Source organism: Luteimonas sp. TWI382 (assembly GCF_039674545.1).
Classification (GTDB): Bacteria; Pseudomonadota; Gammaproteobacteria; order Xanthomonadales; family Xanthomonadaceae; genus Luteimonas.
In genome coordinates this window covers 20,606-46,837 of record NZ_JBDJNS010000007.1, presented here as the reverse complement: position 1 = coordinate 46,837, position 26,232 = coordinate 20,606, and the positions used below count along the sequence as shown (strand labels likewise).

Below are 26,232 nucleotides of genomic sequence, written 5' to 3'. Positions count from 1 at the left end.
TGCAGGCTCGCTGGAATCGAGATCACCACGGGAGGTGGCGCATGCGACATGGACGAGCTCGGCCATGCGCAGTACCGCGCCGCCTACTGGCCCGACGCCGAGCCCGTCGACGGCCAGTACGGCACGCCCGCGCCCGATTGGCTGGATGAAGCCGCCGCTGTGCGCATGGAAGGTCAGGCCGCCCGTGCCCAGTACGAACGCAGCTTCTTCGCCGCCCTCCGGACAGCGTCACCGGCCATCCTTCCACTCGCGCAGTTTCTGACACAGACGCACCCGGTCGTGGCGCAACGGCAGGCGCTGATGCAATCGAGCGGCGTCCAGACCCAGTCCGGCATTCAGGTGATGACGATGTCCGGCGACGGCGCGCTCTCCGCCAGCCTGTTCTACGCGCAATCGATGCTGTTTGCCGATTTCCTCGAGCAGACGAGCCGCCAGCCTCACATCCTCGGCACCATCAGCGAGGCGATCGCGGGGGGCGTGGATTTCGAATCCTGGCTTGCCGACACCGGCGCGGCCCATGGGCTGCCGAGCGATATCGCTGCCTTGCAGACGGCCTGGGACACGTGGTGCACGACACACCCGGGCGGCGCGCACGCGCCTGCCGGGTAAACTGCGCGCATCGTCTCTTCCGGATCGCCCGATGTCCCTGACCGACCGCTACGCCGCCACCCTCGACGAGATCCGCGACGCCGGCCTGTTCAAGTCCGAGCGCGTGATCACCGGCCCGCAGTCCGCGCAGATCACGCTCGCCGACGGGCGCACGGTGCTGAACTTCTGCGCCAACAACTACCTGGGCCTGGCCGATCACGCGGATATCATCGCCGCTGCCAAGGACGCGCTCGACACCCATGGCTTCGGCATGGCCTCGGTGCGCTTCATCTGCGGCACGCAGGACCTGCACAAGCAGCTCGAAAAGACCATCGCCGACTTCTTCGGCAAGCAGGACACGATTCTCTACGCGGCCTGTTTCGACGCCAATGGCGGGCTCTTCGAGCCGCTGCTCGGCGAGGACGACGCGATCATCAGCGACGCGCTCAACCATGCGTCGATCATCGACGGCGTGCGGCTGTGCAAGGCCAAGCGCTATCGCTACGCCAACTGCGACATGGCCGACCTGGAGGCGCAACTCAAGCAGGCGCGCGCCGACGGCGCGAAGACGATCCTGATCACCACCGACGGCGTGTTCTCGATGGACGGCTTCATCGCGCCGCTCGACGAGATCACCGCCCTGGCGCACAAGTACGACGCGCTGGTGCACATCGACGAGTGTCATGCGACCGGCTTCCTCGGCGCCACCGGCCGCGGCTCGGCCGAGGTCAAGGGCGTGCTGGAGAAGATCGACATCATCACCGGCACGCTCGGCAAGGCGATGGGGGGTGCGCTGGGCGGCTTCACGACCGCCAAGGCCGACGTCATCGAATTGCTGCGCCAGCGCTCGCGCCCCTATCTGTTCTCCAACTCGCTGCCGCCGCATGTGGTCGCCGCCGGCATCAAGGCCTTCGAGATGCTGGATGCGGCCGGTGAACTGCGCGAACGGCTGGTCGAGAACACCCGCTACTTCCGCGAGCGGATGACCGCGGCCGGCTTCGACGTGCGCCCCGGCACTCACCCGATCAGCCCGGTCATGCTTTACGACGCCAAGCTGGCGCAGCGCTTCGCCGAGCGCTTGCTCGAGGAAGGGATCTACGCGATCGGATTCTTCTTCCCGGTGGTGCCCAAGGACCAGGCCCGGATCCGTACCCAGATCAGCGCCGCGCACACGCGCGACCATCTGGACCAGGCGATCGACGCGTTCACCCGCATCGGCCGCGAACTGGGCGTGTTGCCGGGCTGAGCCGCGGCGCGCGTATAGGTCGAGCCGACGCTAGTCCGGCTTGACGGCGGCTGGCGCCGAACGCGGCGCCAGACGTTCGACTTCGTGGGGCGCAAGATCGCGCCAGGCCCCCTTGGCCAGTTCCCCCAGGCCCACGCGCCCGATCGCAACGCGCACCAGACGCAGCACGCCGACCTCGTGTGCGCCCAGCAGACGACGGATCTGCCGATTGCGGCCTTCGTCGAGCACGATCTCCAGCCATGCGTTACGCGCGCCTTCGCGCAGCACACGGGCGGATGCGGCGCGCAACTGCTGGCCGGCATCCTCGACGCCGGCATGCAGGCCGGCGAGCAGCGCGGCGTCGGGTCGCGTATCGATCTGCACGTGATAGGTCTTGCTGGGACCGCGCTCGGGGTCGGCGATCGCAGCCGCCCATGCCGGATCGCTGGTGAACAACAGCAGGCCCTCGCTGGCCTTGTCGAGCCGCCCGACCGGGGCAATCCATCCCAGCGACGCAGTATCGAAACAACGGTAGACCGTGTCGCGTCCGCGTTCGTCGCGAGCCGTCGTCACCAGACCGCGCGGCTTGTTGAGCATCAGGTAGCGGTGCACAACACCGGACATGGTCACGCCATCGATGACGACGCGTGCCTCGTCGAGTGCAACCGGATACTCGGGATCTCGGACCACACGCCCGCCAATGCGGACGCGCCCGTCGCGCACCCAGCGTTCGGCCTCACTGCGCGAGCACAGGCCGCGCTTGGACAGGATGCGCGCAATCCCGTAACGAGGCGTTGCGTGGCCGCGCAATGGCCGGTTGCTCATCGCCCTGCGGCCGCATGGACGAACGGCCCGCTCGCGCGGGCCGTCGTCATCGATGCATCGGGGTGCGCGACGCTCACTCGGTCGGCGTCGGGGTCGCCGGGGCTGCCGCCGCTTCGACCGGCGCGTTGGGGTCCACGCGGCGTCCGACGCTGTAACCATTGGCCTTGAGCCAGGCATCGAAATCGTCGGCGGTCATGCGCTTGCCGCTCTGGGTCATGTTGAACCGGTACGGCGTATTGTCGAACTCGGTCTGCTTGACGTAGGCCGACGGATCGCCCGGCTTCACCACGCCCGCCGCTGCGGCGGCCATCGCGACATTCTGGCAGCGCTCGATCTCCATGCGCAGCAGCACCTGATCGACCGACTGCGCGTCGTCGTAGGCACGCGACAGCACCGCGGTCGTGCCGAGTCGATAACTGGGCGCCGCCAGTTCCGGCGACAGCGGCATCAGTGCGGTCGTCTGCAACGGGCGCGCAGCACGCGTATCGAGATCGGCGCAGTCCGCCGCGTGGCCGGCGAACGGAAGGGCCAGCAGGGTCGTCAACACGATGGCGCGCATGGGCAGAGGTCCCCGGAGTCGAATTGGCCTGAAGTGTATGCGCCAAGTTACGGCCCGACAAGGGAAATTCTGCTTTCGCGCATTCACTTCGGTGAGTGTCTGCCCCACCTACAGCGATCGCGCCGCAGGACCGGGACGTCTGTGCACTCGATCAAAACGTTCGGCGCATGGGCGCGTGCGGCGCCGACCCTCCATTTCGCCGTCGAGGACCGGATCGGCAGCCCGCAACACACGTGCATCGCGCGGCAGTGGCGCGCGAGTCTTCCCATTCCGCAGTGGGAAAAGAGACAAAAAGAAGCCCGGCATCAGCCGGGCTTCTTCGTATTGCTTCGCTGGCGCCAGACTTAGTTCTGGACGTTCAGCTCGGTGCGACGGTTGCGCGCGCGACCTTCCGGATTGTCCGAACCATCCGGGTTGGTGTTCGGCGCAATCGGACGGCTCTCGCCGTAGCCGACCGGACCGACCAGGCGATCGGCAGTGATGCCGTTGCTGGTCAGGAAGTCGTACACGGCCTTCGCACGGCGCTCCGACAGGCGCTGGTTGTAGGCGTCCGTACCCTTGGAGTCGGTGTGGCCTGCAACCTCGACGCGCAGTTCGGGGTAGCGACGCAGGATCTCGACGGCCTCGTTCAGGATCGCCACCGCGTCAGGACGCAGCGTCGAACGATCGAAGTCGAAGTTCACGCCGTTCAGATCGATGGTGATCGGAGCCGGCGGCGGCGGAGCCGGGGCGGGAGCCGGCGGCGGCGGCGGCGGAGCCGGGGGAGCCGGAGGCGCCGGCGGCGGGCCGAGCGGCACCACGACACCGACCGAGGCCAGCACGTCGCCGAAGTAGCTCTCGTTGGCGTTGTGCGGGTAGCCGGCCCAGTCACGCGGACCGTTGGCGGCGATGCTGCTGTCGTTGAAATCAGCGCGGTAGGCGATTTCGGCGCGCACGGCGACGCGCTTGTCGAAGGTGGTCTGCAGACCGGCACCGACCTTGGCAGCGAAGTTGCCGTCCTTACGCTCGCCGGGCGAGTTCGGGCTCGGGAACGCGTTGAACTCCTCTTCCGAACGCTGATAGCCGACGCCGGCCAGCAGGTAGGGGTTCCAGCCACGGCCCTCGGAGATGAAGTGGTAGCGGAAGTCGATCGAGGCGCCGTACTGGCTCCAATTCAGGTCGGGGTTCGCACCCTCGACGCTGCTGTCGAAACCGGGGTTCTGATAGTTCAGTTCACCGTCGATCGACCAGTTCGGGCTGATGAAACGACCGAAACCGAGGGTAACGAACGGGGTGTCGTCGGTGCGGCGATCTTCGGCCTGGAAGTTGTAGCCGACGGAGCCGGTCAGATACCAGCGGTCGTCGAACTCCTGGGCATTGGCGGCCTGCACCAAGCCGAGGCCGCCGAGCAGCGCGGCGCAGAGGAGTTTCTTATTCATGTTGTATCAGCTCCTGTTCTAGGGGGAATGCGTCATGGCATCGGTTTGAGGCGTCAAACGCACACGCCTTGGTACATAGCCTAAAGTCAGCTGTGTGAAGGCGTCGTTAACACTAACCTAACGGTTGAAAGATTCCAACGGAACAACGCCTTACCGTTCATCCAGCCTTGGGCTACTGCGGGAACTTCCAACGGCGCGCATTGTCTGGATTCGGTGTCGGCGTGGCGTCAAGACGCCCTTAACGCTTACCTGGCGTCCAGCGCGGCGGCGTGTTCGGCAGCTGCCGCCCAGGGCGGCGAGCGGCCCAGTTCCTCGACCAGGAAATCCACGAATGCGCGGGTGCGCGGCGGGACGAGCCGGCGCTCGGGCATGACTGCATGGATACCGGTCGCAGGCGGGGCGTATCCCGGCAGCACACGGCTCAGTCGCCCCGCACACAGATCATCGGCGACATGCCACACCGAATGCATCGCGATGCCCTCGCCTGCGAGCGCGGCATCGCGCAGGATCTCGCCGAGCGTGCTTTCCATGCGCCCTGACACCGCGACCTCGGTGCGGACGCCATCGCGGTCGAGCAACGGCCACCGGTCCTGGCGCCCGCGGCTGCCGACCAGCAGCAGGCAGTCGTGAGCGACCAGGTCGGCAGGCATGTGCGGATGTCCGCGCCGGTGCAGGTAGTCGGGCGAAGCGACGAGCACGCGATCGTTGGCAGCGATCGGGCGTGCGACCAGTCGGGAGTCGTCCAGTTCGCCGATCCGGATCGCCAGGTCGAAGCCCGCCCGGACCAGGTCCACCAATTGGTCGCTCATGTGCACGCTCAGCCGCAGCTCGGGATGCCGGGCCAGAAATCGCGGCAGCAGCGGCGAGACGTGCTGGCGTCCGAACGAAGCCGACATCGTCACCCGCAACGTGCCGGCAATGCCCCGCCCGCCACTCTCGCGCAGACCCGCGGCGAGGCTGTCGAGGTCGTCGACCAGCGCGCGCCCGCGCGAAGCCAGTGCGCGGCCCTCGGCAGTGGGGTGGAGCCGGCGTGTGGTCCGATGCAGCAGCCGCACGCCGAGCGTGCTCTCCAGGCGTTTCAGGCGCTGGCTGGCCACGGCCGGCGACAGGTCCAGGGCGCGCGCGGCCGCGCTGATCGACCCCAGATCGAGCACGCGCAGGAACAGGGCGATGTCGTCGAGCCGCGCCATCGATCTTCAATTTCCGGTTGAAAGTATTTGTCGATCCTAAACCTGTTCCACCGGATCGTCGCTTTCGAGAATGGCCGCTCCCCCCTATCGGCCGCGACCATGCCACGTTCTTCCCCTCCGTCCTCCCGCACGCTGGCGGCGCTGTATGCACTGACCATCGGCGCGTTCGGCATCGGCACCACCGAGTTCGTGATCATGGGCCTGCTGCGCCAGGTCGCGTCCGATCTGCAGGTGAGCCTGCCCGCGGCCGGCCTGCTGATCTCCGGTTATGCGCTGGGTGTGTTCGTCGGCGCGCCCCTGCTCACGCTCGCGACCGACCGGCTGCCGCGCAAGGCGGTGCTGGTCGGCCTGATGGCGGTGTTCACGCTCGGCAACCTGGCCTGCGCGCTGGCGCCCGACTACGGCTGGCTGATGGCCGCGCGCGTGGTCACCTCGCTCGCCCACGGCACCTTCTTCGGGGTCGGCGCGGTGGTCGCCGCAGGCCTGGTGCCGGCGGAGCGGCGCGCCCGCGCGATCTCGGTGATGTTCACCGGCCTGACTGTCGCCACCCTGCTCGGCGTGCCGGCCGGCGCGTGGCTGGGCCTGCATGCGGGATGGCGCGCCACATTCTGGGCGGTCGCCGCGATCGGCGGGCTGGCGACCCTCGTGATCGCGGCGCTGGTGCCAGCCGACCGCGCGACCGTTGCGTCCGGCAGCGTCCGTCGTGCGCTCGCGGCGGTGTCGCGGCCGCCGGTGGTGCTCGGCCTGCTGACGACGACGCTGGGGTATGCCGGCGTGTTCACGGTCTACACCTTCATCCAACCGGTCCTGGTGCAGGTGAGCGGCTTGTCCGATCGCGCGGTCTCGCCGGTGCTGCTGGTGTTCGGGGTCGGGATGATCGCCGGCAACCTGCTCGGCGGCCGCTTCGCCGACCGCGCACCGGCGGCGGCGATCCCGGCCACGCTGCTCGCGCTCGCCGCCGTGCTCGCGCTTCTCGGCGCCGCGATGCATCAGGCCCCGGCGATGGTGGTCGCCACCGGCCTGCTCGGCGTCGCCGCATTCGCGACCGTCGCGCCGCTGCAGGCCTGGGTGCTGCAGCGCGCCGGCGACGACGGCCGCAACCTGGCCTCGAGCCTCAACATCGGCGCGTTCAACCTCGGCAACGCGGCGGGCGCCTGGCTCGGCGGCCTCGTCGTCGGCCATGGCGGGGGTCTGGAGCGGTTGGGCACGGCCGGGGCGCTGGTCACGCTGGCCGGTGTCGCCGTGTCGGCAATCGCGCTCCGACGTGCACGCTCAGCCGCCATCCAGCCGTGCTGATGCCCCCGCAACATCGCCCCTCGTGCTGCGGATCCGTCGCGGCCAGCCGCTGCCGGCCGGCAGTCGGGTGCATGCGACCCCCGCATTCGCCCCACCGGTCGACGACGCGCGGCGGTACCGGATCGTCGACGCGCTCGACGCGGTTGCCGCCGACGCCGGTCGCAGCGTGCCCCAGATCGCGCTGAACGGCCCGCTGCAGCGCCCCGGGGTCTCGACGGCGCGGCTGGGCGCGCGCAACGAGGCGCAACTGCGCGAGAACCTGGGCGCAGCCGGCTGGTCGCTGGACCCGATGCACATCGCCCGGCTGGACGCCGCGAGCGCGGTGCCGGCGCCCTATCCCCACTACCCTTACTGGAACGGGCAGTTCGCCGAGCGCAGCCCGGCGCCAGTCCCCGCCCCCGATCAGGAGAGTCCCGCATGAAAGCCATCGCCACCACCCGTCCGCTGCCGATCGACGATCCGCACGCGCTCGTCGAACTCGACCTCGAGCTGCCAGCGCCCGGCCCGCAGGACCTGCGCGTGCGCATCGAAGCAGTTGCGGTCAATCCGGTCGACACCAAGCTGCGTCAGGCCCCGCTGCCGGAGGGTGCACCGCATCGCGTGCTGGGCTACGACGCGGCCGGCGTGGTCGAGGCGATCGGCGATCAGGTGACCGGATTCTCGATCGGCGACGCGGTCTATTACGCCGGCGATGTCACCCGACCGGGCAGCAACGCGCAGTTCCAAGTGGTCGATGCGCGGCTGGTGGCGCGCAAGCCCGGCACGCTGGACTTCGCGCAGGCCGCAGCCCTGCCGCTGACCGCGATCACCGCCTGGGAGCTGCTGTTCGAACGCATGCCCTATGCATTCGAAGACGGCGGCGCCGGCAGGACGCTGCTGGTGATCGCCGGCGCCGGCGGCGTGGGTTCGATCGCGATCCAGCTGGCCAAGTTGGCCGGTTTCACCGTGATCGCCACGGCCTCGCGCGAGGACAGCATCGCCTGGTGCCGGGACCTCGGCGCCGACCACGTGATCGATCACCGCCAGCCGCTGGCGCCGCAGTTGCAGGCGCTCGGCCACACCCAGGTCGACGCGGCGCTCAACCTCGCCGATACCGATCGCTACTGGGATGCGTTGGGCGAGCTGCTTGCGCCGCAGGGGCACGTCGGCCTGATCGTCGAACCAGCGGGCGCGCTGAAGATCGGCGACCCCTACAAAGCCAAGTGCATCGGCATCCATTGGGAATTCATGTTCGCGCGGCCGCGCTTCCGCACTGCCGACATGGATGCGCACGGGCGCATCCTGGCGCGCGTCGCCGCGCTCGTCGATGCTGGCCGACTGCGCGGCACCCTCGGCCGCACGCTCTCGCCGATCGGTGCCGACACGTTGCGCGAAGCGCACCGGCTGCTCGAGTCGGGCGCGACCATCGGCAAGGTCGCCGTCGCCGGCTGGCGCTGATCGCAGGCCTCGCGCCACGCCGCAGGCGCCAGTGACCGGCCGGCCTTGTCCGGCCTGCTCGGCGTGCAACCGAGACGCCGCGGCGCTTGCGCCGCGGCGCCGGTCGCGGCACCCTGCGGCATCCATACGCCAGCGTATCCATGTCATGCCGCCAGTCATGGGCCAGCCCGCCGACTCCACGCTCTATCCGCACCTGCTCGCCCCGCTCGACCTGGGCTTTACGACGCTGCGCAACCGGGTGCTGATGGGCTCGATGCACACCGGGCTGGAGGATCGCGCCGCCGACTTCCCGAAGCTGGCGCGCTACTTCGCCGAGCGTGCCGAGGGCGGCGTGGCGCTGATCGTCACCGGCGGCTTCTCGCCCGACATCCCCGGCTGGCTCAAGCCGTTCGGCGGCAAGCTGTCGTGGCGATGGGAAACGCGGCGCCATCGCCCGGTCACCGACGCGGTGCACGCCCATGACGCGAAGATCTGCCTGCAGCTGCTGCATGCCGGCCGCTACGCCTACCACCCGCTGCAGGTCGCGCCGAGCCGCCTGAAAGCCCCCATCAACCCCTTCACGCCCCGGGCGCTGAGCGCACGCGGGGTCGAACGCACGATCGATGCCTACGCCCACGCCGCCAAGCTCGCGCGCGAGGCCGGCTACGACGGCGTCGAGATCATGGGCAGCGAGGGCTACCTGATCAACCAGTTCCTGAGCGCACGCACCAATCGCCGCCGGGACCGTTGGGGCGGCGATGTGCTGCAGCGCATGCGCTTTGCGACCGAGATCGTGCGCCGCGTGCGCGAGGCCGCCGGGCACGACTTCATCCTGATCTACCGCCTGTCGATGCTCGAACTGGTACCCGAGGGGTCGGGCTGGGACGAGATCGTGCAGCAGGCCCGCGCGATCGAGGCTGCCGGGGCAACGCTGCTCAACACCGGGATCGGCTGGCACGAGGCACGGGTGCCGACGATCGCCACCTCGGTCCCGCGCGCGGCCTTCGCCGGGGTGACCGCCAAGCTGCGCCCGCATGTGAAGCTGCCGCTGGTCGCGACCAACCGCATCAACATGCCCGATGTCGCCGAGCGCGTGCTCGCGGCCGGCGGCGCGGACATGGTCTCGATGGCACGGCCGCTGCTGGCCGATCCGCACTGGGTCGCCAAGGCGCGCGCCGGCACGCCCGCACGCATCAATACCTGCATCGCCTGCAATCAGGCCTGCCTGGACCACGTGTTCGCGAACCGCACCGCCAGCTGCCTGGTCAATCCGCGGGCGTGCGCGGAGACCGAGCTCAACTACGTCCCGGCGGCCGCGCCGCTGCGCATTGCGGTAGTCGGCGCCGGCCCGGCCGGGCTGGCCTGCGCGACCGTCGCCGCCCAGCGCGGCCATCGCGTGGCGCTGTTCGATGCGGCCGAAGCGATCGGCGGCCAGTTCAACCTGGCACGGCGCATTCCCGGCAAGGAGGAGTTCAACGAGACGCTGCGCTACTTCGGCCAGCGCATCGCCGAGACCGGGGTCGACCTGCGGCTCTCGACCCCGGTGACGGCGAGCGACCTCGCCGGCTTCGATGTCGTCGTGCTCGCGACCGGCGTACGCCCGCGCGCGATCGACATCCCCGGACACGACCATCCCAAGGTCGTCGGCTATGTCGACGTACTCGAAGGTCGGGTCGTGCCGGGCGCGCGGGTGGCGATCATCGGCGCTGGTGGCATCGGCTTCGATGTCGGCGAGTTCCTGGTCGAAGGCAACGGCACGTCGCCCAGCCTCGATCCGGCGACGTGGATGCGCGAATGGGGCGTGGACCCGAGCTTCGAGCAACCAGGCGGGCTGGTCCCGGCCGCGCCGTCGCCGCCGGCGCGCGACGTCTGGTTGCTGCAGCGCAGTCCTGGCCGCCCGGGCGCCCGACTCGGCAAGACCACCGGCTGGATCCACCGCAGTACGCTCAAGGCCAAGGGCGTGCGGATGCTGGGCGACGTCGCGTATCTGGGCGTCGATGACGACGGCCTGCGCATCCGGGTGGACGGCACCGAGCAGTTGCTGCCGGTCGACCACGTGGTGGTGTGCGCGGGCCAGGAGCCGCGACGGGACCTGCTCGACGCGCTGCAGGCGGCCGGCCGTGTCGTGCACCTGGTGGGCGGCGCGGACGTGGCCGCCGAGCTCGACGCCAAGCGCGCGATCGCCCAGGCGAGCGCGTTGGCAGCGCGTCTGTAGCGGCCCTTGGTGCGCGGGGCGGCGACATGCGCCCTCGACGCCTCCCAATCGCCGATGCTCGACTGCGCGGTGGGTGGTTGCTGCGGGATGGGCACCCGTGGGCGGACTGAACGCGGGCCTGTTCCGCACGACGCCCCTTGACGAACCTGAACGACAGTTCAGGAATATGGATCGCAAGCGATACCGCTTCCGGCGGCGCTTGAAGCTGAATACGGCCCCGTTTCCGCCCTGTCCAGCCACAGATCGGCGATCGGCACCAGTGCCGCGTATTCACGTTCGATTCGAAAAACCACCGATACCGTGCCGCCAACTCGTTCCGCCCGCCTTGGCGGAACACCGGCCCGGCCGCGATCCCGCGGTTCGGAGCCCGGGCGAAAGCGCCATAGAGTCGCCGCCCTCCCCAAGACGCCATGCCGACGTCGCCGCCGCTCCTGCCTTCGGGTATCAGACGGCGCGACACGGCGCAACGGAGCAAGGAGTCAACGATGAAACTGGAATGGGTGATGTGGCTGGCCTCCGTGCTGCCACCGCCGGCCGCCGATTCGCTCTGTCTGAGCACGACGGTCTATCTCGAAGCCCGCGACCAGTCGGTCCGCGGACAGGAAGCCGTCGCCGAAGTCGCACTGCGCCGCCAGGAAAGCGGGCTGTGGGGCGAGTCGATGTGCGAGGTCGTCACCGCGCGCAAGCAGTTCGCACCGACCATCCTCTCGCCCCAGACCCGGCTGGCGAACACCAGCGCGTGGACCCGTGCGGTCAACGTCGCCCTCGCCTCGGAGCGCAACTGGTCGCTGCCGCGCGCCGAGCGCCGCGAGATCGTGCCCGGTGCGAGCCATTTCATGGCGCACGGCATCGCCGCCCCGGCATGGCGCCACGCGCCGCCGGTGGCGACGATCGGCGACCACACGTTCCTGCGCGTGCAGCGGCTGCGTCCCCAGCCTGCCGCTCCCGTGACGACGACCGCACGCGGCTGAGGTGTTCGGCAGCTCGCGCCGGGCGCATGATGGCCGCCCGTCCCGAGTCCGGAGGCTGCATGCTCACGCTCTACACCAAGCCCGGCGCCTGTTCGCTGGCCGACCACATCGCGCTGCGCTGGATCGGTGCACCGTTCGAGGTACGTGTCGTCGACGCGACGACAATGAAAGCGCCGCCGTTCCTGGCGCTCAATCCCGCCGGTGCGGTCCCGGTGCTGGTCGACGGCGACTGGGCGCTGACCCAGAACGCGGCGATCCTGAACTATCTGGCCGACCGCTTTCCGCAAGCCGGGCTGGGTGGAGATGGCACGCCAGAAGGCCGGGCCGAGGTCAATCGCTGGCTCGGGCTGCTCAATGCCGACCTGCATCCTGCGTTTCACCCGCTGTTCGGCAGTACCAAGTACCTCGAAGATCCCGACGCGATCGACCGCACGCGCAAGCAGGCCATGGGGAAGGTCCGCGGCCTGTATGAACGCCTCGACGCGCAGCTGGCAGGCCGCGACTTCCTCGTCGGCGCCCGCTCGATCGCCGACCCCTACCTGTTCGTGACCCTGCAGTGGGCCAAGCGCCTGAAACTGGACCTGGGCGGCCTCGACCATCTGCACGCTTTCGATGCGCGGATGCTGGCCGATCCGGACGTGCGCGCAGCGATGGCGGCCGAAGGCATCCTCTAGCCCCCGGCACGGCGCTGCCCGGCCTCAGCCGGGCAGCGTGTCGGCAGGCACGCGGACCGCGCCTTCCATCAACACGCGCGCCGAGCGCGACATGATCGCCCGGGCCACCGTCCAGCGGCCGTCGACCTGCACCGCTTCGGCACCGACCCGCAGCGTGCCCGACGGATGTCCGAAGCGCACCGACGTGCGCGCCCCGCCGCCGGCCGCGTCGCTGACCAGCGTGCCGGGAATCGCGGCCGCCGTGGCGATGGCGACGGCGGCCGTGCCCATCATCGCGTGATGCAGCTTGCCCATCGACAGCGCGCGCACCAGCAGGTCGATGTCCCCCGTGGCGATCGCCTTGCCGCTCGACACCACGTGATCGTGCGGCGGCGCCACGAATGCGACCTTCGGCGTGTGCTGGCGCTTGGACGCCTCGGCGAGATCGCCGATGAGCCCCATGCGCAGCGCGCCGTGCGCGCGGATCGTCTCGAACATCGCCAGCGCCTGCGCGTCGCCGTTGATCGCGTCCTGCAGTTCGCTGCCGGTGTAGCCGATCGCCGCGGCGTCGATGAAGATCGTCGGGATACCGGCATTGATCATCGTCGCGCGCAGCGTCCCGACACCTGGCACTTCGAGGTCGTCGACGAGATGGCCGGTCGGGAACATCGCACCGCCGCCGTCGCCTTCGTCGGCAGGATCGACGAACTCCAGCACGATCTCCGCGGCCGGAAACGTCACCCCGTCGAGTTCGAAATCGCCGGTCTCCTGCACCTGGCCCCCTGCCACCGGCACGTGGACCACGATGGTCTTGCCGATGTTGGCCTGCCACACGCGTACCGCGACGGTGCCGTCCTGGGGGATGCGCGCAGGATCGACGAAGCCGTTGGCGATCGCGAACGGACCAACCGCCGTACTCAGATTGCCGCAGTTGCCGCTCCAGTCGACGAACGCAGTGTCGATCGCCACCTGGCCGTACAGATAGTCGACGTCGTGACCGGGCTGCGTGGATGTGGCGATGATCACGCACTTGCTGGTCGACGACGTGGCGCCGCCCATGCCGTCGGTGTGCTTGGCATACGGATCGGGAGACCCGATCACGCGCATCAGCAGCGCATCGCGCGCCGCGCCCGGCACCTGCGCCGCGGCCGGCAGGTCCTGGAGCCGGAAGAACACGCCCTTGGACGTGCCGCCGCGCATGTAGGTGGCGGGAATGCGGAGTTGCGGGGAATCGGTCATGTCATTCACTCGCTCTGCTTCTGTTGCCTCTCCCGCTCACGGGAAAGGAATCGGATTGCGCTTGTCTCCCCTGTCTCCTTGTGGGAGAGGAGCCGGGGGAGAGGGGGGGCTTCCCGCAACGCATTCCAAATCGCTTCGACACCGACTCGGGACGCTTGAGGATGTCGTCATTCCAGAAGCGCAGTCCCTGGAAGCCCTGCTCATTCAACCACGCGTCGCGAACTGCGTCTTTCGGTGATTCGACGTGCTGTCCGCCATCGGCCTCGATGATCGGACGCGCACCGAAATGCGCGAAGTCGACAACGTAAGGACCGATCGGCTGCTTGCGTCTGACCTTCTGTCCATCGAATCGGTGGGCGCGCAGATGACGCCAGAGCACGAGCTCGGCTCCGGTCATGTTTCGACACAGCGTCTTGGCAAATGCGCGTTGATCCACTCCCCCGCTCCCCAACCCCTCTACCCCGGCGGGCACGTAGTCCCGCCAGGGAAGAAGGGCTCAGATCATGCGACCTTTGACGACTCCAAGAAATCCTGCGCGAAGCGCTGCAGCACGCCGCCGGCCTCGTAGATCGAGACTTCTTCGGCGGTGTCGAGACGACAGATCACCGGGACCGCGAGCTGCGTGCCGTCCTTGCGGTGGATCGCCAGGGTCAGCATCGCGCGCGGGGTGCGCTCGCCGATCACATCGAAGGTCTCGGTGCCATCGATGCCCAGCGTCAGGCGCGTGGTCCCGGGCTCGAATTCCAACGGCAGCACGCCCATGCCGATCAGGTTGGTGCGGTGGATGCGCTCGAAGCCTTCGGCCACGATCGCCTCCACACCGGCCAGGCGGACGCCCTTGGCGGCCCAGTCGCGCGAGCTGCCCTGACCGTAGTCGGCGCCGGCCACGATGATCAGCGGCTGGCGCCGCGCCATATAGGTCTCGATCGCCTCCCACATGCGCACGACCTGGCCCTCGGGTTCGATCCGCGCCAGCGAGCCCTGCTTGACCTGGCCATCGACGACGGCCATCTCGTTGACCAGCTTGGGATTGGCGAAGGTCGCCCGCTGTGCGGTCAGGTGATCGCCGCGGTGGGTGGCGTAGGAATTGAAGTCCTCCTCCGGCACGCCCATCTTCGCCAGGTACTCGCCGGCCGCACTGCTGGCCAGGATGGCGTTGGACGGCGACAGGTGATCGGTGGTGATGTTGTCGCCCAGGACCGCCAACGGACGCATGCCGCGCAGCGTGCGCTCGCCGGCCAATGCGCCTTCCCAGTACGGCGGGCGCCGGATGTAGGTGCTCATCGGCCGCCAGTCGTACAGCGGCGCGACGCGCTCGCCGGTATCGACATGCAGCTTGAACATCGGGCCGTAGACGCTGCGGAACTGCTCGGGCTTGACGCTGGCCTTGACCACCGCATCGATCTCCGCATCACAGGGCCAGATGTCCTTGAGCGTGACCGCGTTGCCGTCGGCATCGATCCCCAGCACGTCCTGTTCGATGTCGAAGCGCACCGTACCGGCGATCGCATAGGCGATCACCAACGGCGGCGAGGCCAGGAACGCCTGCTTGGCGTAGGGATGGATGCGGCCGTCGAAGTTGCGGTTGCCGCTGAGCACCGCCGTGGCGTAGAGGTCGCGATCGATGATCTCCTGCTGGATCGCCGGGTCCAGCGCACCGCTCATGCCGTTGCAGGTGGTGCAGGCGAACGCGACGATGCCAAAGCCCAGTTGCTCGAGTTCGGGCAGCAGGCCACTCTCGCGCAGATACAGCTCGACCGCCTTCGACCCGGGCGCCAGCGACGTCTTGACCCACGGCTTGCGCAGCAGACCGCGCGCGTTCGCGTTGCGCGCCAGCAGGCCGGCGGCGATCACGTTGCGAGGGTTGGAGGTGTTGGTGCAACTGGTGATCGCGGCGATGATCACCGCGCCATCGGGCATCGTGCCGTCGGAGGGCATCTCCCACGCGCCGGCGATGCCGCTGGCGACGAGGTCGCGGGTCGCGACCCGCTTGTGCGGATTCGAAGGGCCGGCCATGTTGCGCACGACGCTCGACAGGTCGAAGTGCAGCGTGCGCTCGTACTGCGCGCCGTCGAGCGCATCGGCCCACAGGCCAGCTGCCTTGGCATAGGTCTCCACCAACTGCACCTGGGCGTCGTCGCGGCCGGTCAGGCGCAGATAGTCGAGCGTGTTGTCATCGATGAAGAACATCGCCGCGGTTGCGCCGTACTCGGGCGCCATGTTGGAGATCGTCGCGCGATCGCCGATGGTCAATGCGGCCGCGCCCGGGCCGCGGAACTCCAGATACGCGCCGACCACCTTCGACTTGCGCAGGAACTCGGTCAGCGCCAGCACCACGTCGGTCGCGGTGATGCCCGGACCGGGCCGACCCGCCAGCTCCACGCCGACGATCTCGGGCGTGCGCATCCACGACGCGCGCCCGAGCATCACGTTCTCCGCCTCCAGGCCGCCGACACCGATCGCGATGACTCCCAGCGCGTCGACATGCGGGGTGTGGCTGTCGGTGCCGACGCAGGTGTCGGGAAACGCGACGCCACGCCCATCCGCCGCATGCTGGGTGTAGATCACCGGCGACATCTTCTCCAGGTTGATCTGGTGCATGATCCCGTTGCCCGGCGGAATCACCTCGACGTTGCGGAACGCGCGCTTGGTCCAGTCGATGAAGTCGAAGCGGTCGGCATTGCGCCGATCCTCGATCGCCCGGTTCTTGGCGAATGCATCGGGATCGAAGCCGCCGCACTCCACTGCCAGCGAATGGTCGACGATCAGCTGCACCGGCACCACCGGATTGACCTTGGCCGGGTCGCCGCCCTGCTCGGCGATCGCATCGCGCAGACCGGCCAGGTCCACCAGCGCGGTCTGGCCGAGGATGTCGTGACAGACCACGCGCGCCGGATACCACGGGAAGTCGAGATCGCGACGCAGCTCGATCAGCTGCCGCAGCGCATCGTCGAGCAGCGCCGGATCGCAGCGCCGTACGAGGTTCTCGGCATGTACCCGAGCGGTGTAGGACATGCGGGCGTAGGCGCCGGGCGACAGCGCCTCGACCGCCTCGCGCGCGTCGAACCAGTCGAGGTCGGTACCGGGAAGGGGCTTGCGGTGCTGGCTGTTCATGGCTGGCTACTTCGAAGAAGGACGTTTGATGCCGAAGGCGGATGGGCGCTTACTTGCGCTCGGCCAGCGGCACGAACGGCTGGTCCTCCGGACCGGTGTAGTGCGCGCTGGGACGGATGATCTTGCCGTCGATGCGCTGTTCGATGACGTGCGCACTCCAGCCGGCGGTGCGGGCGATGACGAACAGCGGGGTGAACATCGCCGTCGGCACGCCCATCATGTGGTAGCTCACCGCGCTGAACCAGTCGAGGTTGGGGAACATCTTCTTGATGTCCCACATCACCGTCTCCAGGCGCTCGGCGATGTCGTACATCTTGCGGCTGCCGACCTCGTCGGACAGTTCCCGCGCGACGTCCTTGATGACCACGTTGCGCGGATCGCTGACGGTGTAGACCGGGTGGCCGAAGCCGATGATCACTTCCTTCTTCTCCACGCGCGCGCGGATGTCGGCCTCGGCCTCGTCGGGCGTGTCGTAGCGTTTCTGCACTTCGAAGGCGACTTCGTTGGCACCGCCGTGCTTGGGTCCGCGCAGCGCGCCGATGCCGCCGGCGATGCACGAATACAGGTCGCTGCCGGTGCCTGCGATCACCCGGCTGGCGAACGTCGAGGCATTGAACTCGTGCTCGGCGTAGAGGATCAGCGAGGTGTGCATCGCCCGGACCCACGACTCGCGCGGCGGGACGCCGTGCAGCAGATGCAGGAAGTGCCCGCCGATCGAGTCGTCATCGGTCTCCACGTCGATGACCCGGCCGTTGTGGCTCCAGTGGTACCAGTACAGCAGCATCGAGCCGAGGCTGGCCATCAGCTTGTCGGCGATGTCGCGCGCGCCCGGATGGTTGTGGTCTGCCGATTCGGGCAGCACGCAACCGAGCACCGACACGCCGGTGCGCATGACATCCATCGGATGCGCGGAGGGCGGCAGCTCTTCCAGCGCCGCCTTGACCGCCGCCGGCAGGCCGCGCAGCGACTTGAGCTTGGCCTTGTAGCCGCGCAGCTCGGCCTCGTTGGGCAGCTTGCCGTGGACCAGCAGATAGGCGATCTCTTCGAACTCGCTGGTGCGCGCGAGATCGAGGATGTCGTAGCCGCGGTAGTGCAGGTCGTTGCCGCTGCGGCCGACGGTGCACAGCGCGGTATTGCCGGCGGCGGTGCCGCTCAACGCGACGGACTTCTTCGGCTTGAAGCCGGGGGCGGTGGTGGCAGTGGTCTCGCTCATCTGGGATCTCCGGTGAATGCCTGGATGGAGTCGCGTGGAACCTGTTCAACGCCTGTTGCGCGCGCCAGCCGGCAAGCGCAGCAGGACATTGGGCAGGTGCCTACTTATTTGCCGCGAACAGCGCGTCGAGCCTTTGTTCGAAGGCGTGGTAACCGATGCGCTCGTAGAGCTCCTCGCGGGTCTGCATCGCATCGACGACATTCTGCTGGTGGCCATCACGGCGCACGGCGGTATAGACCAGCTCGGCCGCCTTGTTGGCGGCGCGGAACGCCGAGAGCGGGAACAACTGGATCGCCACCCCCGCCGAGGCCAACTCGTCCCGGGTGAACAGCGGCGTCTTGCCGAACTCGGTGATATTGGCCAGCACCGGCACCTGCACCGCATCGACGAACCGGCGGTAGGTGTCGAGGTCATAGGCCGCCTCGGCGAAGATGCCATCGGCACCGGCCTCGACGCAGGCGATCGCGCGTTCGATCGCGGCATCCACGCCGTCGACCTGGATCGCATCGGTGCGCGCGATCAGGAAGAAATCGGGATCGGTCTTGGCATCGGCCGCCGCCTTGACCCGATCGACCATTTCGCCCTGCGGCACGATCTCCTTGCCCGGCCGATGGCCGCAGCGCTTGGCGCCCACCTGGTCCTCGATATGGCAGGCCGCAGCGCCAGCCTTGATCAGCGACTTGACCGTGCGCTCGATGTTGAAGGCGCTCGGCCCGAACCCGGTGTCGATGTCGACGAGCAACGGCAGATCGCAGACGTCGGTGATCCGGCGCACGTCGATCAGCACGTCCTCGAGCGTGTTGATGCCCAGGTCCGGCAGTCCCAGCGAACCGGCGGCGACGCCGCCGCCCGACAGATAGATCGCCTGGAACCCGGCGCGCTGGGCGAGCAGCGCATGGTTGGCGTTGATCGCGCCGATCACCTGCAACGGCGACTCGGCGGCGAGGGCGGCGCGGAACCGGGCGCCAGCGGACAGGGTGCTCATCGATGCGACTCCGGGACTGCGGTGTACCGCGATGACGCGCAATGTGTCACTGTACGAATGGTTGATCAATCTTGATCGAATCAATCAATACATCGGAATTCACAGTGAATGCGAACGATGGCGATCTGATGTCCGCCGCCGAGGCCTGCGCGGCACTCGGCATCAGCACCGCGACCCTGTACGCCTACGTCAGCCGCGGCCTGCTGGAATCGCGTCCGGGGCTGGACCATCGCAGCCGCGTCTATCTGCGCCAGGACGTGGAGCGCCTGCGCCAGCGCAAGCGCGCCGGGCGCGGCGCGGCCCGCGGCGCGGCACAGAGCCTCGACCGCGGCCTGCCGGTCATGGAGACGCGGATCTCGCTGATCCGGCCCGACAGCCCCTACTACCGCGGGCGTTCGGCGGTGGCGATGGTCGAGGCCGGGGCGACGCTCGAGGACACGGCGCGGCTGCTGTGGGACTGCGGCGACAGCGATCCGTTCGATGCCGCCGTCGACCCCTGGCCGGCGCGGGTCGCGACGATCGCCGGCGATGCCACCCTGCCGCCGATCGAACGCGCGATGGCGGTCCTGCCACTGCTCGCGCCCGACCTGCGCCACTCCCTGAGCGCCGCGCCTGCCGCCAAACGTGGCATCGCGGCGACGCTGCTGCGACAGAATGCGGCGCTGCTGGTCGCAGGCCCGCCCGATGCGCGGCCCGTCCACGTGGTGCTCGCCGAGGCCTGGCGCCCGGGCGATGCGGCCTTCGCGGATCTGGTCCGGACCACCCTGGTGCTGTGCGCAGATCACGAACTCAACGTCTCGGCCTTCGCCGCGCGCGTGGTCGCGTCCACCGGCGCGCACCTGCACGCGACGGTCTGCGCGGGTCTGGCCGCCCTGTCGGGACCGCGCCATGGCGGCGCGACCGCGCGTGCGCATGCGCTGATTCGGGAAGCCTGCGATGCGCCCTCGCCCGCCGGCTACATCGCCGAGCGCTGGCAGCGCGGCGACGACCTGCCCGGCTTCCACCACGTGCTCTATCCCGAGGGCGACCCGCGCGCGGCGCATGTGCTCGCGCGGCTGCGCGCCACGCTCGGCGACACGCCTCGGATGCGTCAGGTCGAGACCGTCATCGCCGCGGCCGCCGAGACCAGCGGCCGACCGCCCAATATCGACGGCATGCTGGCGGCGATCTGCTTCGTCCACGACCTGCCGGCGACGCCGGCGCTGGCGATGTTCGCCGCCGGGCGGCTATCGGGCTGGCTGGCGCACGCGCTGGAACAGCAGGCGCTGGGCCGGCTGATCCGGCCCCGCGCGCGCTACACCGGCGTCGAGCCGGAGTGAGCGCGCGGCAGCCGGGGCTGGCCACGGCCGCGCGCCACGGGTCGCGTCGACGTCAACGCAAGGACGCGGCCACGCTTATCCGGCATCGGCGCCGCGCGCGAGCACCCGGCGCACCTCCTCCAGCGCGTTCGGGTCGTCCAGCGTCGACAGGTCGCCGGGGTCGCGTGATTCGGCCAGGGCCTGCAACGAGCGCCGCAGCAGCTTGCCCGAACGCGTCTTCGGCAGCGCACCGACCACGTACACCCGTGCGGGCCGCGCCACCGCGCCGAGCTGATCGGCGACCGTGCGCATCATCTCTCCGGCGGTGGCATGCTGGGCCTGGGGGTCGGACGCGGCCTGCTTGAGCGTCGCGAACACGATCGGCACCTGCCCCTTGATCTCGTCGGCCACGCCGATCACCGCAGCCTCGGCGACGGCCGGATGGCTGGCCACCGACTCCTCGATCTCGCGCGTGCCCAGGCGATGGCCGGCGACGTTGATGACGTCGTCGGTGCGCCCGAGGATGAAGGTGTAGCCGTCCTCGTCCTGGATCGCCCAGTCCAACGAGCTGTAGACCAGCGCCTTGAAGTGCGAGAAGTAGCTCGACAAAAACCGCGCATCGTCGTTCCACACCGTGGTCATGCAGCCCGGCGGCAACGGCGGCTGGATCACCAGCACGCCCTTGGTGCCCGGCGGCACGCGCTCGCCGGTCGCCTCGTCGATCACGCGCAGGTCGTAGCCCGGTGTCGGCAGTCCGGGCGAGCCGAATTTCACCGGCTTCAGCTCGACCCCGGGCATCAGCGCCAGAACCGGCCAACCAGTCTCGGTCTGCCAGTAGTTGTCGATGATCGTCGTGTCGCCCAGGCCCGCGTTGATCCAGGTCGCGGTCGGCTCGTCGAGCGGCTCGCCGGCCAGAAACAGATACCGCAGCGCCGACAGGTCGTACTGGCGCAGGAACTTCGGATCCTGCTTTTTCAGCACGCGGATCGCGGTCGGCGAGGAGAACATCGTGCGCACGCCATAGTCGGCGCAGATCTTCCACCAGATGCCGGCATCGGGTGCCGTCGGCAGGCCTTCGTAGAGGATCGCGGTGGCACCTGCGATCAGCGGGCCATAGACGTTGTAGGAGTGGCCGACCGCCCAGCCGACGTCGGAGGTCGAGAACATCGCCTGGCCCGGACGCACGTCGTAGATCGCCCACATCGACAGCGCCATCGCAACCGCGTAGCCGCCGACGTCGCGCTGCACGCCCTTGGGCTTGCCGGTCGTGCCCGAGGTGTAGAGCAGGTAACTGGGTTCGTTGGACTCCAGCCATTCGACCGGCACGTCGCTGCCGGCATGCGCGGCGCGCAGCGTGGCGTAGTCGACGTCGCGTCCCTCGACCCGCGACCCGCCGGGCGCAAGCCCGCGGTCGACGATCAGCACGCGCGGCGGCGGCGAGGTCGCTTGCGCCAGCGCCGCATCCACCAATGGCTTGTAGGGGATGACCTTGCCACCACGGCTGCCGGCATCGGCCGCGATCAGCAGCGCGGGCTTGGCGTCGTCGATGCGCAGCGCCAGGTTGTGCGCGGCGAAGCCGCCGAAGACCACCGAATGCACCGCGCCGATCCGCGCGCAGGCGAGCATCGCGAACACCGCCTCGGCCATGTTGGGCATGTAGATCACCACGCGGTCGCCGCGCCCGACGCCGAGTGCGACCAGGACCGCGGCGAAGTCGACGACCTCGCGGTGCAACTGGCGATAGCTGAGCTCGCGCGTTTGCCCCGTCTCGCTCGAGATCGCGACCAGCGCGAGGCGGTCGCCGCCGGTCTCGAGATGGCGGTCGACCGCGTTGTAGCAGAGATTGGTCAGACCGCCGACGAACCACTTGCGAAACGGCGGCTTGGAATCGTCGAGGATCCGCTCGGGCGCCTTGTGCCAGTGGATCGCCTGCGCCTGCTCGCCCCAGAACCCTTCAGGATCTTCGATGGAGCGGCGATGGAACTCGTCGTAACGCATGGCCCTGCCTTCGGATGGGAGGAGCCTGAAGGCTAGTCCGTGCGGTGCACCGACCGCGCTACGACGTTGGTCTAGTACGCGCGCGCATCAGGGCCTGGCGGCCGTCTGGCTCGCGCTGCGGCGGAGACGACAAGGCCGGCCCGAGGGCCGGCCTTGCGAGGCGAACGCGGTGCCGGTCAGCCCAGCAAGTGCGCAACGCCCGAACGCTCTTCCTCGAGCTCGGCCAGGGTCTTGTCGATGGCCTTCTGGCTGAAGTCGTCGATCGGCAGGTCGCGGACGATCGTGTACGCGCCGTTCTCGGTGGTCACCGGGAAGCCGAAGATCACGCCCTCGGGGATGCCGTACGAGCCGTCCGACGGGATGCCCATCGTGGTCCACTTGCCGTTCGAGCCGAGCACCCAGTCGCGCACGTGGTCGATGGCGGCATTGGCGGCCGACGCGGCCGACGACAGGCCACGCGCCTCGATGATCGCCGCGCCGCGCTTGCCGACCTGCGGGATGAAGGTGTCGGCGTTCCAGGCATCGTCGCCGATCTTGTCCTTCAGCGAGGCGCCGCCGACGGTCGCGAAGCGGTAGTCGGGGTACATGGTCGGGCTGTGGTTGCCCCAGACGATCAGCTTCTCGATCTCGCCCACGGCCACGCCGGCCTTGGTGGCGAGCTGGCTCAGCGCGCGGTTGTGGTCCAGGCGCAGCATCGCGGTGAAGTTCTTGGCCGGCAGGTCGGGGGCGGACTTCATCGCGATGTAGGCGTTGGTGTTGGCCGGGTTGCCGACGACCAGCACCTTGACGTCGCGCGAGGCGACCTTGTTCAGCGCGGCGCCCTGCGCGGTGAAGATCTTGGCGTTTTCCAGCAGCAGGTCCTTGCGCTCCATGCCCGGGCCGCGCGGACGCGCACCGACCAGCAGCGCGATGTCGGCGTCCTTGAACGCGACCTCCGGATCGTCGGTCCCGACGGTACCGGCCAGCAGCGGGAACGCGCAGTCCTCCAGCTCCATGATCACGCCCTTGAGCGCGGCCTGCGCCTTGTCGATCGGCAGTTCGAGCAGCTGCAGGATCACCGGCTGGTCCTTGCCCAGCATCTCGCCGGAGGCGATCCGGAACAGCAGCGCATAGCCGATCTGGCCGGCGGCGCCGGTCACGGCAACACGGACGGGCTTCTTCATCGTCATTCCTCTCATATCAAATCGAACGGTCACGTGGGTGGGGACGAACCGGGCGGCGGCGCCGTCGGCTCAGGTCAATTCCGCGAAGAACTCGCGGATGCGGGTCAGCCCGGGCACCAGTTGCGCCTCCGGGCAGGTATAGCTGATACGCAACGCCCGCGGCTCGCCGAAGGCCGAGCCGGGCACGCAGGCCACGCCCTTGGCCTGGAGCAGCGCATTGCACAGGTCGACATCGTTCTCGATGCGCGAGTCGCCATGCGACTTGCCGAACGCGACGCTGACATCGGGGAACACATAGAACGCACCGGCAGGCTTGGGGCACACGACGCCCGGAATCTGCGCCAGCGCGGCCATCACCACGTCGCGGCGCGCCTGGAACTCGGCGCACTTGGCCGTCGGCACATCCTGAGGGCCGGACAGCGCGGCGACCGCGGCCGCGGTCACGACCTCCGGCACGTTGGTGATGTGGTTGGAGTTCATCGTCGCAAAGGCGGTCGCCACGCGCTCGGGGCCGGCCAGCAGGCCGACGCGCCAACCCGGCATGCCGTAGGTCTTGGACAACGAATCGACGAAGATCGTGCGCTCGCGCAGCTCGGGACGGGCCTGCACGAAGTGGTGATAGCCGATACCGTCGAACACCATCGCGTTGTAGATGTCGTCGGTGACGATCCAGGTATCGGGATGGCGCGCCATTACATCCGCCAGCGCGGCGATCTCGGCCTGGCTGTAGACCATGCCGGTCGGATTGGATGGGTTGTTGAACAGGAAGACCTTGGGCTGCTGCGCCAGCGCGGCGTCGAGCTGGGCCGGGGTCAGCTTGTAGTCCTGCTCCGGCGGGCACGGCAGCAGCCGGATATCGGCGCCGACGATCTGCGCGATGTCGAGATAGGTCGTCCAGTACGGCGTGGCGAACGCGAAACCATCGCCTTCGTCCAGCAGCACTTCGGCCAGCGTGTAGAGGATGTGCTTGGCGCCGATGCCGCTGGCGCAATGGGCGCGCGTATAGCCCGGCAGGCCGATCCGGTCGAGGTGGCCGATGAAGGCGTCGAGCAGCGCATCGCCGCCGCGGTTGCTGCCGTACTGGCCGCTGTCGCGATCGAGCGCGTCGCGCGCGGCGGCGTAGACGTGCGGGCCGGGCAGGAAGTTCGGCACGCCGATCGAGAAACTGATGATGTCCCGTCCCTCGGCCTTCAGACGCTTGGCCTTCTCGGCGACCTGCATGATGGCGCTGGGCTTGGCGCGACCGGTGCGCGCAGCGAGCTGGAGCATCGCACAACCTCGTTCGGGGAGGGCTGGCCGGCGGCTGGAGAGCGGTTTTTCCGGCGCGAAATGGTATCACGGCGCCCCGTCCCGGCCGCGCCACGTCGCCGCTCTGACCAAGGCGCGCGGGCGTCGGGAGGGAGACTGTTGGCGCCTACAGGTAGTCCAGCACGTCGCCCAGGTCGTAGTTCTCGTCGAAGTAGGCCTGCCACGTCGCATAGACCTCGCGCAGGCAGGCCGGCGTGGTGCAAGCGTCGAGTTGCTGGACCACCACCGCCGCGGTGCGGTCGCCGTCGGGGTAGCGCGCCGACAGTTCGACCAGTTGCGCATGCAGGTTGCGGTCGAGCGCGGCGAATTCGTCGTGGTTGCAGACGAGCGTCGCGCGCAGGCTGCCCTGCGCGGCGTCGGTCTCGCAGGCCACCGCCGGGACCTGGTCGGCCTGCGAGACGGCGAGCGTGATCTCCTGGCGATCGCGCGGGGTGAGGCGGCGCACGAAGCCCAGCTCCTCGGTCTGCCCCTGCGCCCAGGTCAGGCGCAGCGTGAAGCCGTCGCCGGCGGCCGGATCGCGCACTTTGCGCAGCGTGGCGGTCTCGCTGGCCCGGATGCGCGCGCGATGTGGAAGGCCAGTGTCTGATTGTCGAGATCCACGTCCTCGACGGTGCCGTCGAGCCAGGCACCGTCGCGCAGGATCCGCAGGCCGGAGCCCGCCTGGTACTCGATGGCGTAGACCGTCTGCGCATCATCGCCCTGCGCACTGCCGGTACGCCAGATGCCCTCCAGGCTCTGCTCGAAGGCCGGGTCCTGAGGCTGCGGCGCCACCGGAGACCCGGTGGACGGGGCCAGTTGCGCGCCGTCGGACGGGCGGTCGCATGCGACCAGGCCCAGCAGCAGGGCCGGCAGCAGCGCGAGGGATCGCAGGCGGACAGACGATGTCATGGCGTCCCTCGCAGCAGGCAGGCCGGCGATGCGCCGGCCTGCCGATTGCATCACGCCGCGAGGGTCTTGTTCCACTCCGCGACGCGATCGGCCTTGGCGGCCAGCGCGGCCTCGGCGTCGCCTTCGATCTTCACCGACTTGATGACGTCGCCCTGCTTGATCGCGTCCACCACGTCCAGGCCCTGGGTCACCTTGCCGAACACGGTGTGCTTGCCGTCCAGCCAGTCGGTCTTGATGTGGGTGATGAAGAACTGGCTGCCGTTGGTGTTGGGCCCAGCATTGGCCATCGACAGCACGCCGCGTTCATGCTTGACGCCGTTGTTCGTTTCATCTTCGAAACGATACCCCGGACCGCCGCGGCCCGAACCCTCGGGGCAGCCGCCCTGGACCATGAAATCGGCGATGACGCGGTGGAAGTTCAGCCCGTCGTAGAAGCCGCGCTTGGCCAGGTTGACGAAGTTGGCGACGGTCAGCGGGGCCTTGTCGGCGAACAGCTCGACCTGGATCTGGCCACGGTCGGTATCGAATACGGCGTGCAGGGACATCGGGAATCCTGGGTTGGGGTGGTCCGACAGGCTGGATGCGGCCCCAATGGCCGATTTCAAGCCGCCTGTCGCGCGCGGCGCGCGACAAGGTATGATAGCCGGCTTCCTCCACTGCCCTAGCGCGC

23 protein-coding genes and 1 pseudogene are annotated in these 26,232 nt (G+C 69.0%); 9 read left to right on the top strand and 15 right to left on the bottom strand.

All coding sequences use genetic code 11. The features are described from left to right. Nucleotides 1-48 precede the first annotated feature (48 nt). Together ABE505_RS06640 and kbl are read left to right on the top strand one after the other, a co-directional pair. Nucleotides 49-609, top strand: a complete 561-nt coding sequence (locus ABE505_RS06640) for a hypothetical protein (protein ID WP_346443237.1) — start codon at nt 49-51, stop codon at nt 607-609. 31 nt (nt 610-640) lie between these two features. Then, nucleotides 641-1,834 (top strand): glycine C-acetyltransferase, encoded by a 1,194-nt coding sequence (kbl, locus tag ABE505_RS06635; protein WP_346443239.1) that lies wholly within the window; start codon nt 641-643, stop codon nt 1,832-1,834. Nucleotides 1,835-1,864: 30 nt separating this feature from the next. Here kbl and ABE505_RS06630 read toward each other — a convergent pair whose 3' ends face one another. The 4 genes from ABE505_RS06630 to ABE505_RS06615 form a co-directional block, all read right to left on the bottom strand. Then, nucleotides 1,865-2,638, bottom strand: a complete 774-nt coding sequence (locus ABE505_RS06630) for a pseudouridine synthase (RefSeq protein ID WP_346443241.1) — start codon at nt 2,636-2,638, stop codon at nt 1,865-1,867. Nucleotides 2,639-2,711: 73 nt separating this feature from the next. Next, nucleotides 2,712-3,197 carry a hypothetical protein gene (locus ABE505_RS06625; protein WP_346443243.1) on the bottom strand — a complete coding sequence of 162 codons (486 nt, stop codon included), beginning with the start codon at nt 3,195-3,197 and terminating at the stop codon, nt 2,712-2,714. Nucleotides 3,198-3,541: 344 nt separating this feature from the next. Further along, entirely contained in the window at nt 3,542-4,615 is a 1,074-nt protein-coding gene (locus tag ABE505_RS06620; RefSeq protein ID WP_346443245.1) for an OmpA family protein, read from the bottom strand. A 245-nt stretch (nt 4,616-4,860) separates the two neighbouring features. Continuing rightward, nucleotides 4,861-5,805, bottom strand: a complete 945-nt coding sequence (locus ABE505_RS06615; RefSeq protein WP_346443247.1) for a LysR family transcriptional regulator — start codon at nt 5,803-5,805, stop codon at nt 4,861-4,863. Nucleotides 5,806-5,904: 99 nt separating this feature from the next. On the opposite strand from ABE505_RS06615, the gene ABE505_RS06610 reads away from it, so the two are divergent. The 6 genes and pseudogenes from ABE505_RS06610 (at nt 5,905) to ABE505_RS06585 (ending at nt 12,377) form a co-directional block, all read left to right on the top strand. Further along, nucleotides 5,905-7,101: an MFS transporter gene (locus ABE505_RS06610; protein ID WP_346443249.1), complete on the top strand. Its 1,197-nt coding sequence runs from the start codon at nt 5,905-5,907 to the stop codon at nt 7,099-7,101. A 28-nt stretch (nt 7,102-7,129) separates the two neighbouring features. Next, nucleotides 7,130-7,522: pseudogene (locus ABE505_RS06605) on the top strand (aldo/keto reductase); the annotation flags it as partial. Then, the gene (locus ABE505_RS06600) at nt 7,519-8,538 is read left to right on the top strand and encodes a zinc-binding alcohol dehydrogenase family protein (protein ID WP_346443251.1); all 1,020 of its coding nucleotides are present in this window, start codon (nt 7,519-7,521) and stop codon (nt 8,536-8,538) included. The pseudogene ABE505_RS06605 and the gene ABE505_RS06600, both read left to right, overlap by 4 nt. 157 nt (nt 8,539-8,695) lie before the next feature. Continuing rightward, the gene (locus ABE505_RS06595) at nt 8,696-10,732 is read left to right on the top strand and encodes an NADPH-dependent 2,4-dienoyl-CoA reductase (RefSeq protein ID WP_346443253.1); all 2,037 of its coding nucleotides are present in this window, start codon (nt 8,696-8,698) and stop codon (nt 10,730-10,732) included. A gap of 485 nt (nt 10,733-11,217) precedes the next feature. Continuing rightward, nucleotides 11,218-11,703, top strand: a complete 486-nt coding sequence (locus ABE505_RS06590) for a cell wall hydrolase (protein WP_346443255.1) — start codon at nt 11,218-11,220, stop codon at nt 11,701-11,703. Nucleotides 11,704-11,762: 59 nt separating this feature from the next. Then, nucleotides 11,763-12,377 carry a glutathione S-transferase N-terminal domain-containing protein gene (locus ABE505_RS06585; RefSeq protein WP_346443257.1) on the top strand — a complete coding sequence of 205 codons (615 nt, stop codon included), beginning with the start codon at nt 11,763-11,765 and terminating at the stop codon, nt 12,375-12,377. 24 nt (nt 12,378-12,401) lie between these two features. On the opposite strand, the gene prpF is transcribed toward ABE505_RS06585, so the two are convergent. The 5 genes from prpF to prpB form a co-directional block, all read right to left on the bottom strand. Beyond that, nucleotides 12,402-13,595 carry a 2-methylaconitate cis-trans isomerase PrpF gene (prpF, locus tag ABE505_RS06580; protein ID WP_346443259.1) on the bottom strand — a complete coding sequence of 398 codons (1,194 nt, stop codon included), beginning with the start codon at nt 13,593-13,595 and terminating at the stop codon, nt 12,402-12,404. A gap of 1 nt (nt 13,596) precedes the next feature. Next, entirely contained in the window at nt 13,597-14,031 is a 435-nt protein-coding gene (locus ABE505_RS06575) for a DUF559 domain-containing protein (RefSeq protein ID WP_346458269.1), read from the bottom strand. A 65-nt stretch (nt 14,032-14,096) separates the two neighbouring features. Further along, complete coding sequence (gene acnD / locus ABE505_RS06570; RefSeq protein ID WP_346443262.1) at nt 14,097-16,709, bottom strand: Fe/S-dependent 2-methylisocitrate dehydratase AcnD; 2,613 nt, start codon at nt 16,707-16,709, stop codon at nt 14,097-14,099. Nucleotides 16,710-16,758: 49 nt separating this feature from the next. Continuing rightward, nucleotides 16,759-17,922 (bottom strand): 2-methylcitrate synthase, encoded by a 1,164-nt coding sequence (gene prpC, locus ABE505_RS06565; RefSeq protein WP_346443263.1) that lies wholly within the window; start codon nt 17,920-17,922, stop codon nt 16,759-16,761. 100 nt (nt 17,923-18,022) lie between these two features. Beyond that, on the bottom strand, nt 18,023-18,907 hold the full coding sequence (gene prpB, locus ABE505_RS06560) for a methylisocitrate lyase (protein ID WP_346443265.1): 885 nt from the start codon (nt 18,905-18,907) through the stop codon (nt 18,023-18,025). A 128-nt stretch (nt 18,908-19,035) separates the two neighbouring features. Here prpB and ABE505_RS06555 point away from each other — a divergent pair, with 128 nt between their 5' ends. Then, nucleotides 19,036-20,226, top strand: a complete 1,191-nt coding sequence (locus tag ABE505_RS06555; protein ID WP_346458221.1) for a citrate synthase family protein — start codon at nt 19,036-19,038, stop codon at nt 20,224-20,226. Nucleotides 20,227-20,301: 75 nt separating this feature from the next. Here the strand turns inward: ABE505_RS06555 and prpE are convergent, their stop codons facing one another. The 6 genes from prpE to ABE505_RS06525 form a co-directional block, all read right to left on the bottom strand. Continuing rightward, nucleotides 20,302-22,203, bottom strand: a complete 1,902-nt coding sequence (gene prpE / locus ABE505_RS06550) for a propionate--CoA ligase (RefSeq protein ID WP_346443268.1) — start codon at nt 22,201-22,203, stop codon at nt 20,302-20,304. Between the two features lie 176 nt (nt 22,204-22,379). Next, entirely contained in the window at nt 22,380-23,366 is a 987-nt protein-coding gene (locus ABE505_RS06545) for a malate dehydrogenase (RefSeq protein ID WP_346443270.1), read from the bottom strand. Nucleotides 23,367-23,435: 69 nt separating this feature from the next. Next, entirely contained in the window at nt 23,436-24,635 is a 1,200-nt protein-coding gene (locus ABE505_RS06540) for an aminotransferase class I/II-fold pyridoxal phosphate-dependent enzyme (protein ID WP_346443272.1), read from the bottom strand. Nucleotides 24,636-24,780: 145 nt separating this feature from the next. Further along, nucleotides 24,781-25,197, bottom strand: coding sequence for a hypothetical protein (locus ABE505_RS06535; protein ID WP_346443273.1), 417 nt, complete (start codon nt 25,195-25,197; stop codon nt 24,781-24,783). Beyond that, nucleotides 25,155-25,562 carry a hypothetical protein gene (locus ABE505_RS06530; RefSeq protein ID WP_346443274.1) on the bottom strand — a complete coding sequence of 136 codons (408 nt, stop codon included), beginning with the start codon at nt 25,560-25,562 and terminating at the stop codon, nt 25,155-25,157. Before ABE505_RS06530 ends, ABE505_RS06535 begins: the two co-directional genes overlap by 43 nt. A gap of 50 nt (nt 25,563-25,612) precedes the next feature. Continuing rightward, nucleotides 25,613-26,107 (bottom strand): peptidylprolyl isomerase, encoded by a 495-nt coding sequence (locus tag ABE505_RS06525; RefSeq protein WP_346443276.1) that lies wholly within the window; start codon nt 26,105-26,107, stop codon nt 25,613-25,615. Nucleotides 26,108-26,232: the final 125 nt, after the last annotated feature.

Excerpts from the sequence above, each read along its gene's own strand:
- prpB (WP_346443265.1), bottom strand. The coding sequence starts at position 18,907 with ATGAGCACCCTGTCCGCTGGCGCCCGGTTCCGCGCCGCCCTCGCCGCC.
- prpF (WP_346443259.1), bottom strand. The coding sequence starts at position 13,595 with ATGACCGATTCCCCGCAACTCCGCATTCCCGCCACCTACATGCGCGGC.
- ABE505_RS06630 (WP_346443241.1), bottom strand. The coding sequence starts at position 2,638 with ATGAGCAACCGGCCATTGCGCGGCCACGCAACGCCTCGTTACGGGATT.
- ABE505_RS06600 (WP_346443251.1), top strand. The coding sequence starts at position 7,519 with ATGAAAGCCATCGCCACCACCCGTCCGCTGCCGATCGACGATCCGCAC.
- kbl (WP_346443239.1), top strand. The coding sequence starts at position 641 with ATGTCCCTGACCGACCGCTACGCCGCCACCCTCGACGAGATCCGCGAC.
- acnD (WP_346443262.1), bottom strand. The coding sequence starts at position 16,709 with ATGAACAGCCAGCACCGCAAGCCCCTTCCCGGTACCGACCTCGACTGG.
- ABE505_RS06595 (WP_346443253.1), top strand. The coding sequence starts at position 8,696 with ATGGGCCAGCCCGCCGACTCCACGCTCTATCCGCACCTGCTCGCCCCG.
- ABE505_RS06585 (WP_346443257.1), top strand. The coding sequence starts at position 11,763 with ATGCTCACGCTCTACACCAAGCCCGGCGCCTGTTCGCTGGCCGACCAC.
- ABE505_RS06610 (WP_346443249.1), top strand. The coding sequence starts at position 5,905 with ATGCCACGTTCTTCCCCTCCGTCCTCCCGCACGCTGGCGGCGCTGTAT.
- ABE505_RS06530 (WP_346443274.1), bottom strand. The coding sequence starts at position 25,562 with ATGACATCGTCTGTCCGCCTGCGATCCCTCGCGCTGCTGCCGGCCCTG.
- ABE505_RS06540 (WP_346443272.1), bottom strand. The coding sequence starts at position 24,635 with ATGCTCCAGCTCGCTGCGCGCACCGGTCGCGCCAAGCCCAGCGCCATC.
- ABE505_RS06525 (WP_346443276.1), bottom strand. The coding sequence starts at position 26,107 with ATGTCCCTGCACGCCGTATTCGATACCGACCGTGGCCAGATCCAGGTC.
- ABE505_RS06615 (WP_346443247.1), bottom strand. The coding sequence starts at position 5,805 with ATGGCGCGGCTCGACGACATCGCCCTGTTCCTGCGCGTGCTCGATCTG.
- ABE505_RS06555 (WP_346458221.1), top strand. The coding sequence starts at position 19,036 with ATGTCCGCCGCCGAGGCCTGCGCGGCACTCGGCATCAGCACCGCGACC.
- ABE505_RS06545 (WP_346443270.1), bottom strand. The coding sequence starts at position 23,366 with ATGAAGAAGCCCGTCCGTGTTGCCGTGACCGGCGCCGCCGGCCAGATC.
- prpC (WP_346443263.1), bottom strand. The coding sequence starts at position 17,922 with ATGAGCGAGACCACTGCCACCACCGCCCCCGGCTTCAAGCCGAAGAAG.
- ABE505_RS06640 (WP_346443237.1), top strand. The coding sequence starts at position 49 with ATGGACGAGCTCGGCCATGCGCAGTACCGCGCCGCCTACTGGCCCGAC.
- ABE505_RS06590 (WP_346443255.1), top strand. The coding sequence starts at position 11,218 with ATGAAACTGGAATGGGTGATGTGGCTGGCCTCCGTGCTGCCACCGCCG.
- ABE505_RS06620 (WP_346443245.1), bottom strand. The coding sequence starts at position 4,615 with ATGAATAAGAAACTCCTCTGCGCCGCGCTGCTCGGCGGCCTCGGCTTG.
- ABE505_RS06625 (WP_346443243.1), bottom strand. The coding sequence starts at position 3,197 with ATGCGCGCCATCGTGTTGACGACCCTGCTGGCCCTTCCGTTCGCCGGC.
- prpE (WP_346443268.1), bottom strand. The coding sequence starts at position 22,203 with ATGCGTTACGACGAGTTCCATCGCCGCTCCATCGAAGATCCTGAAGGG.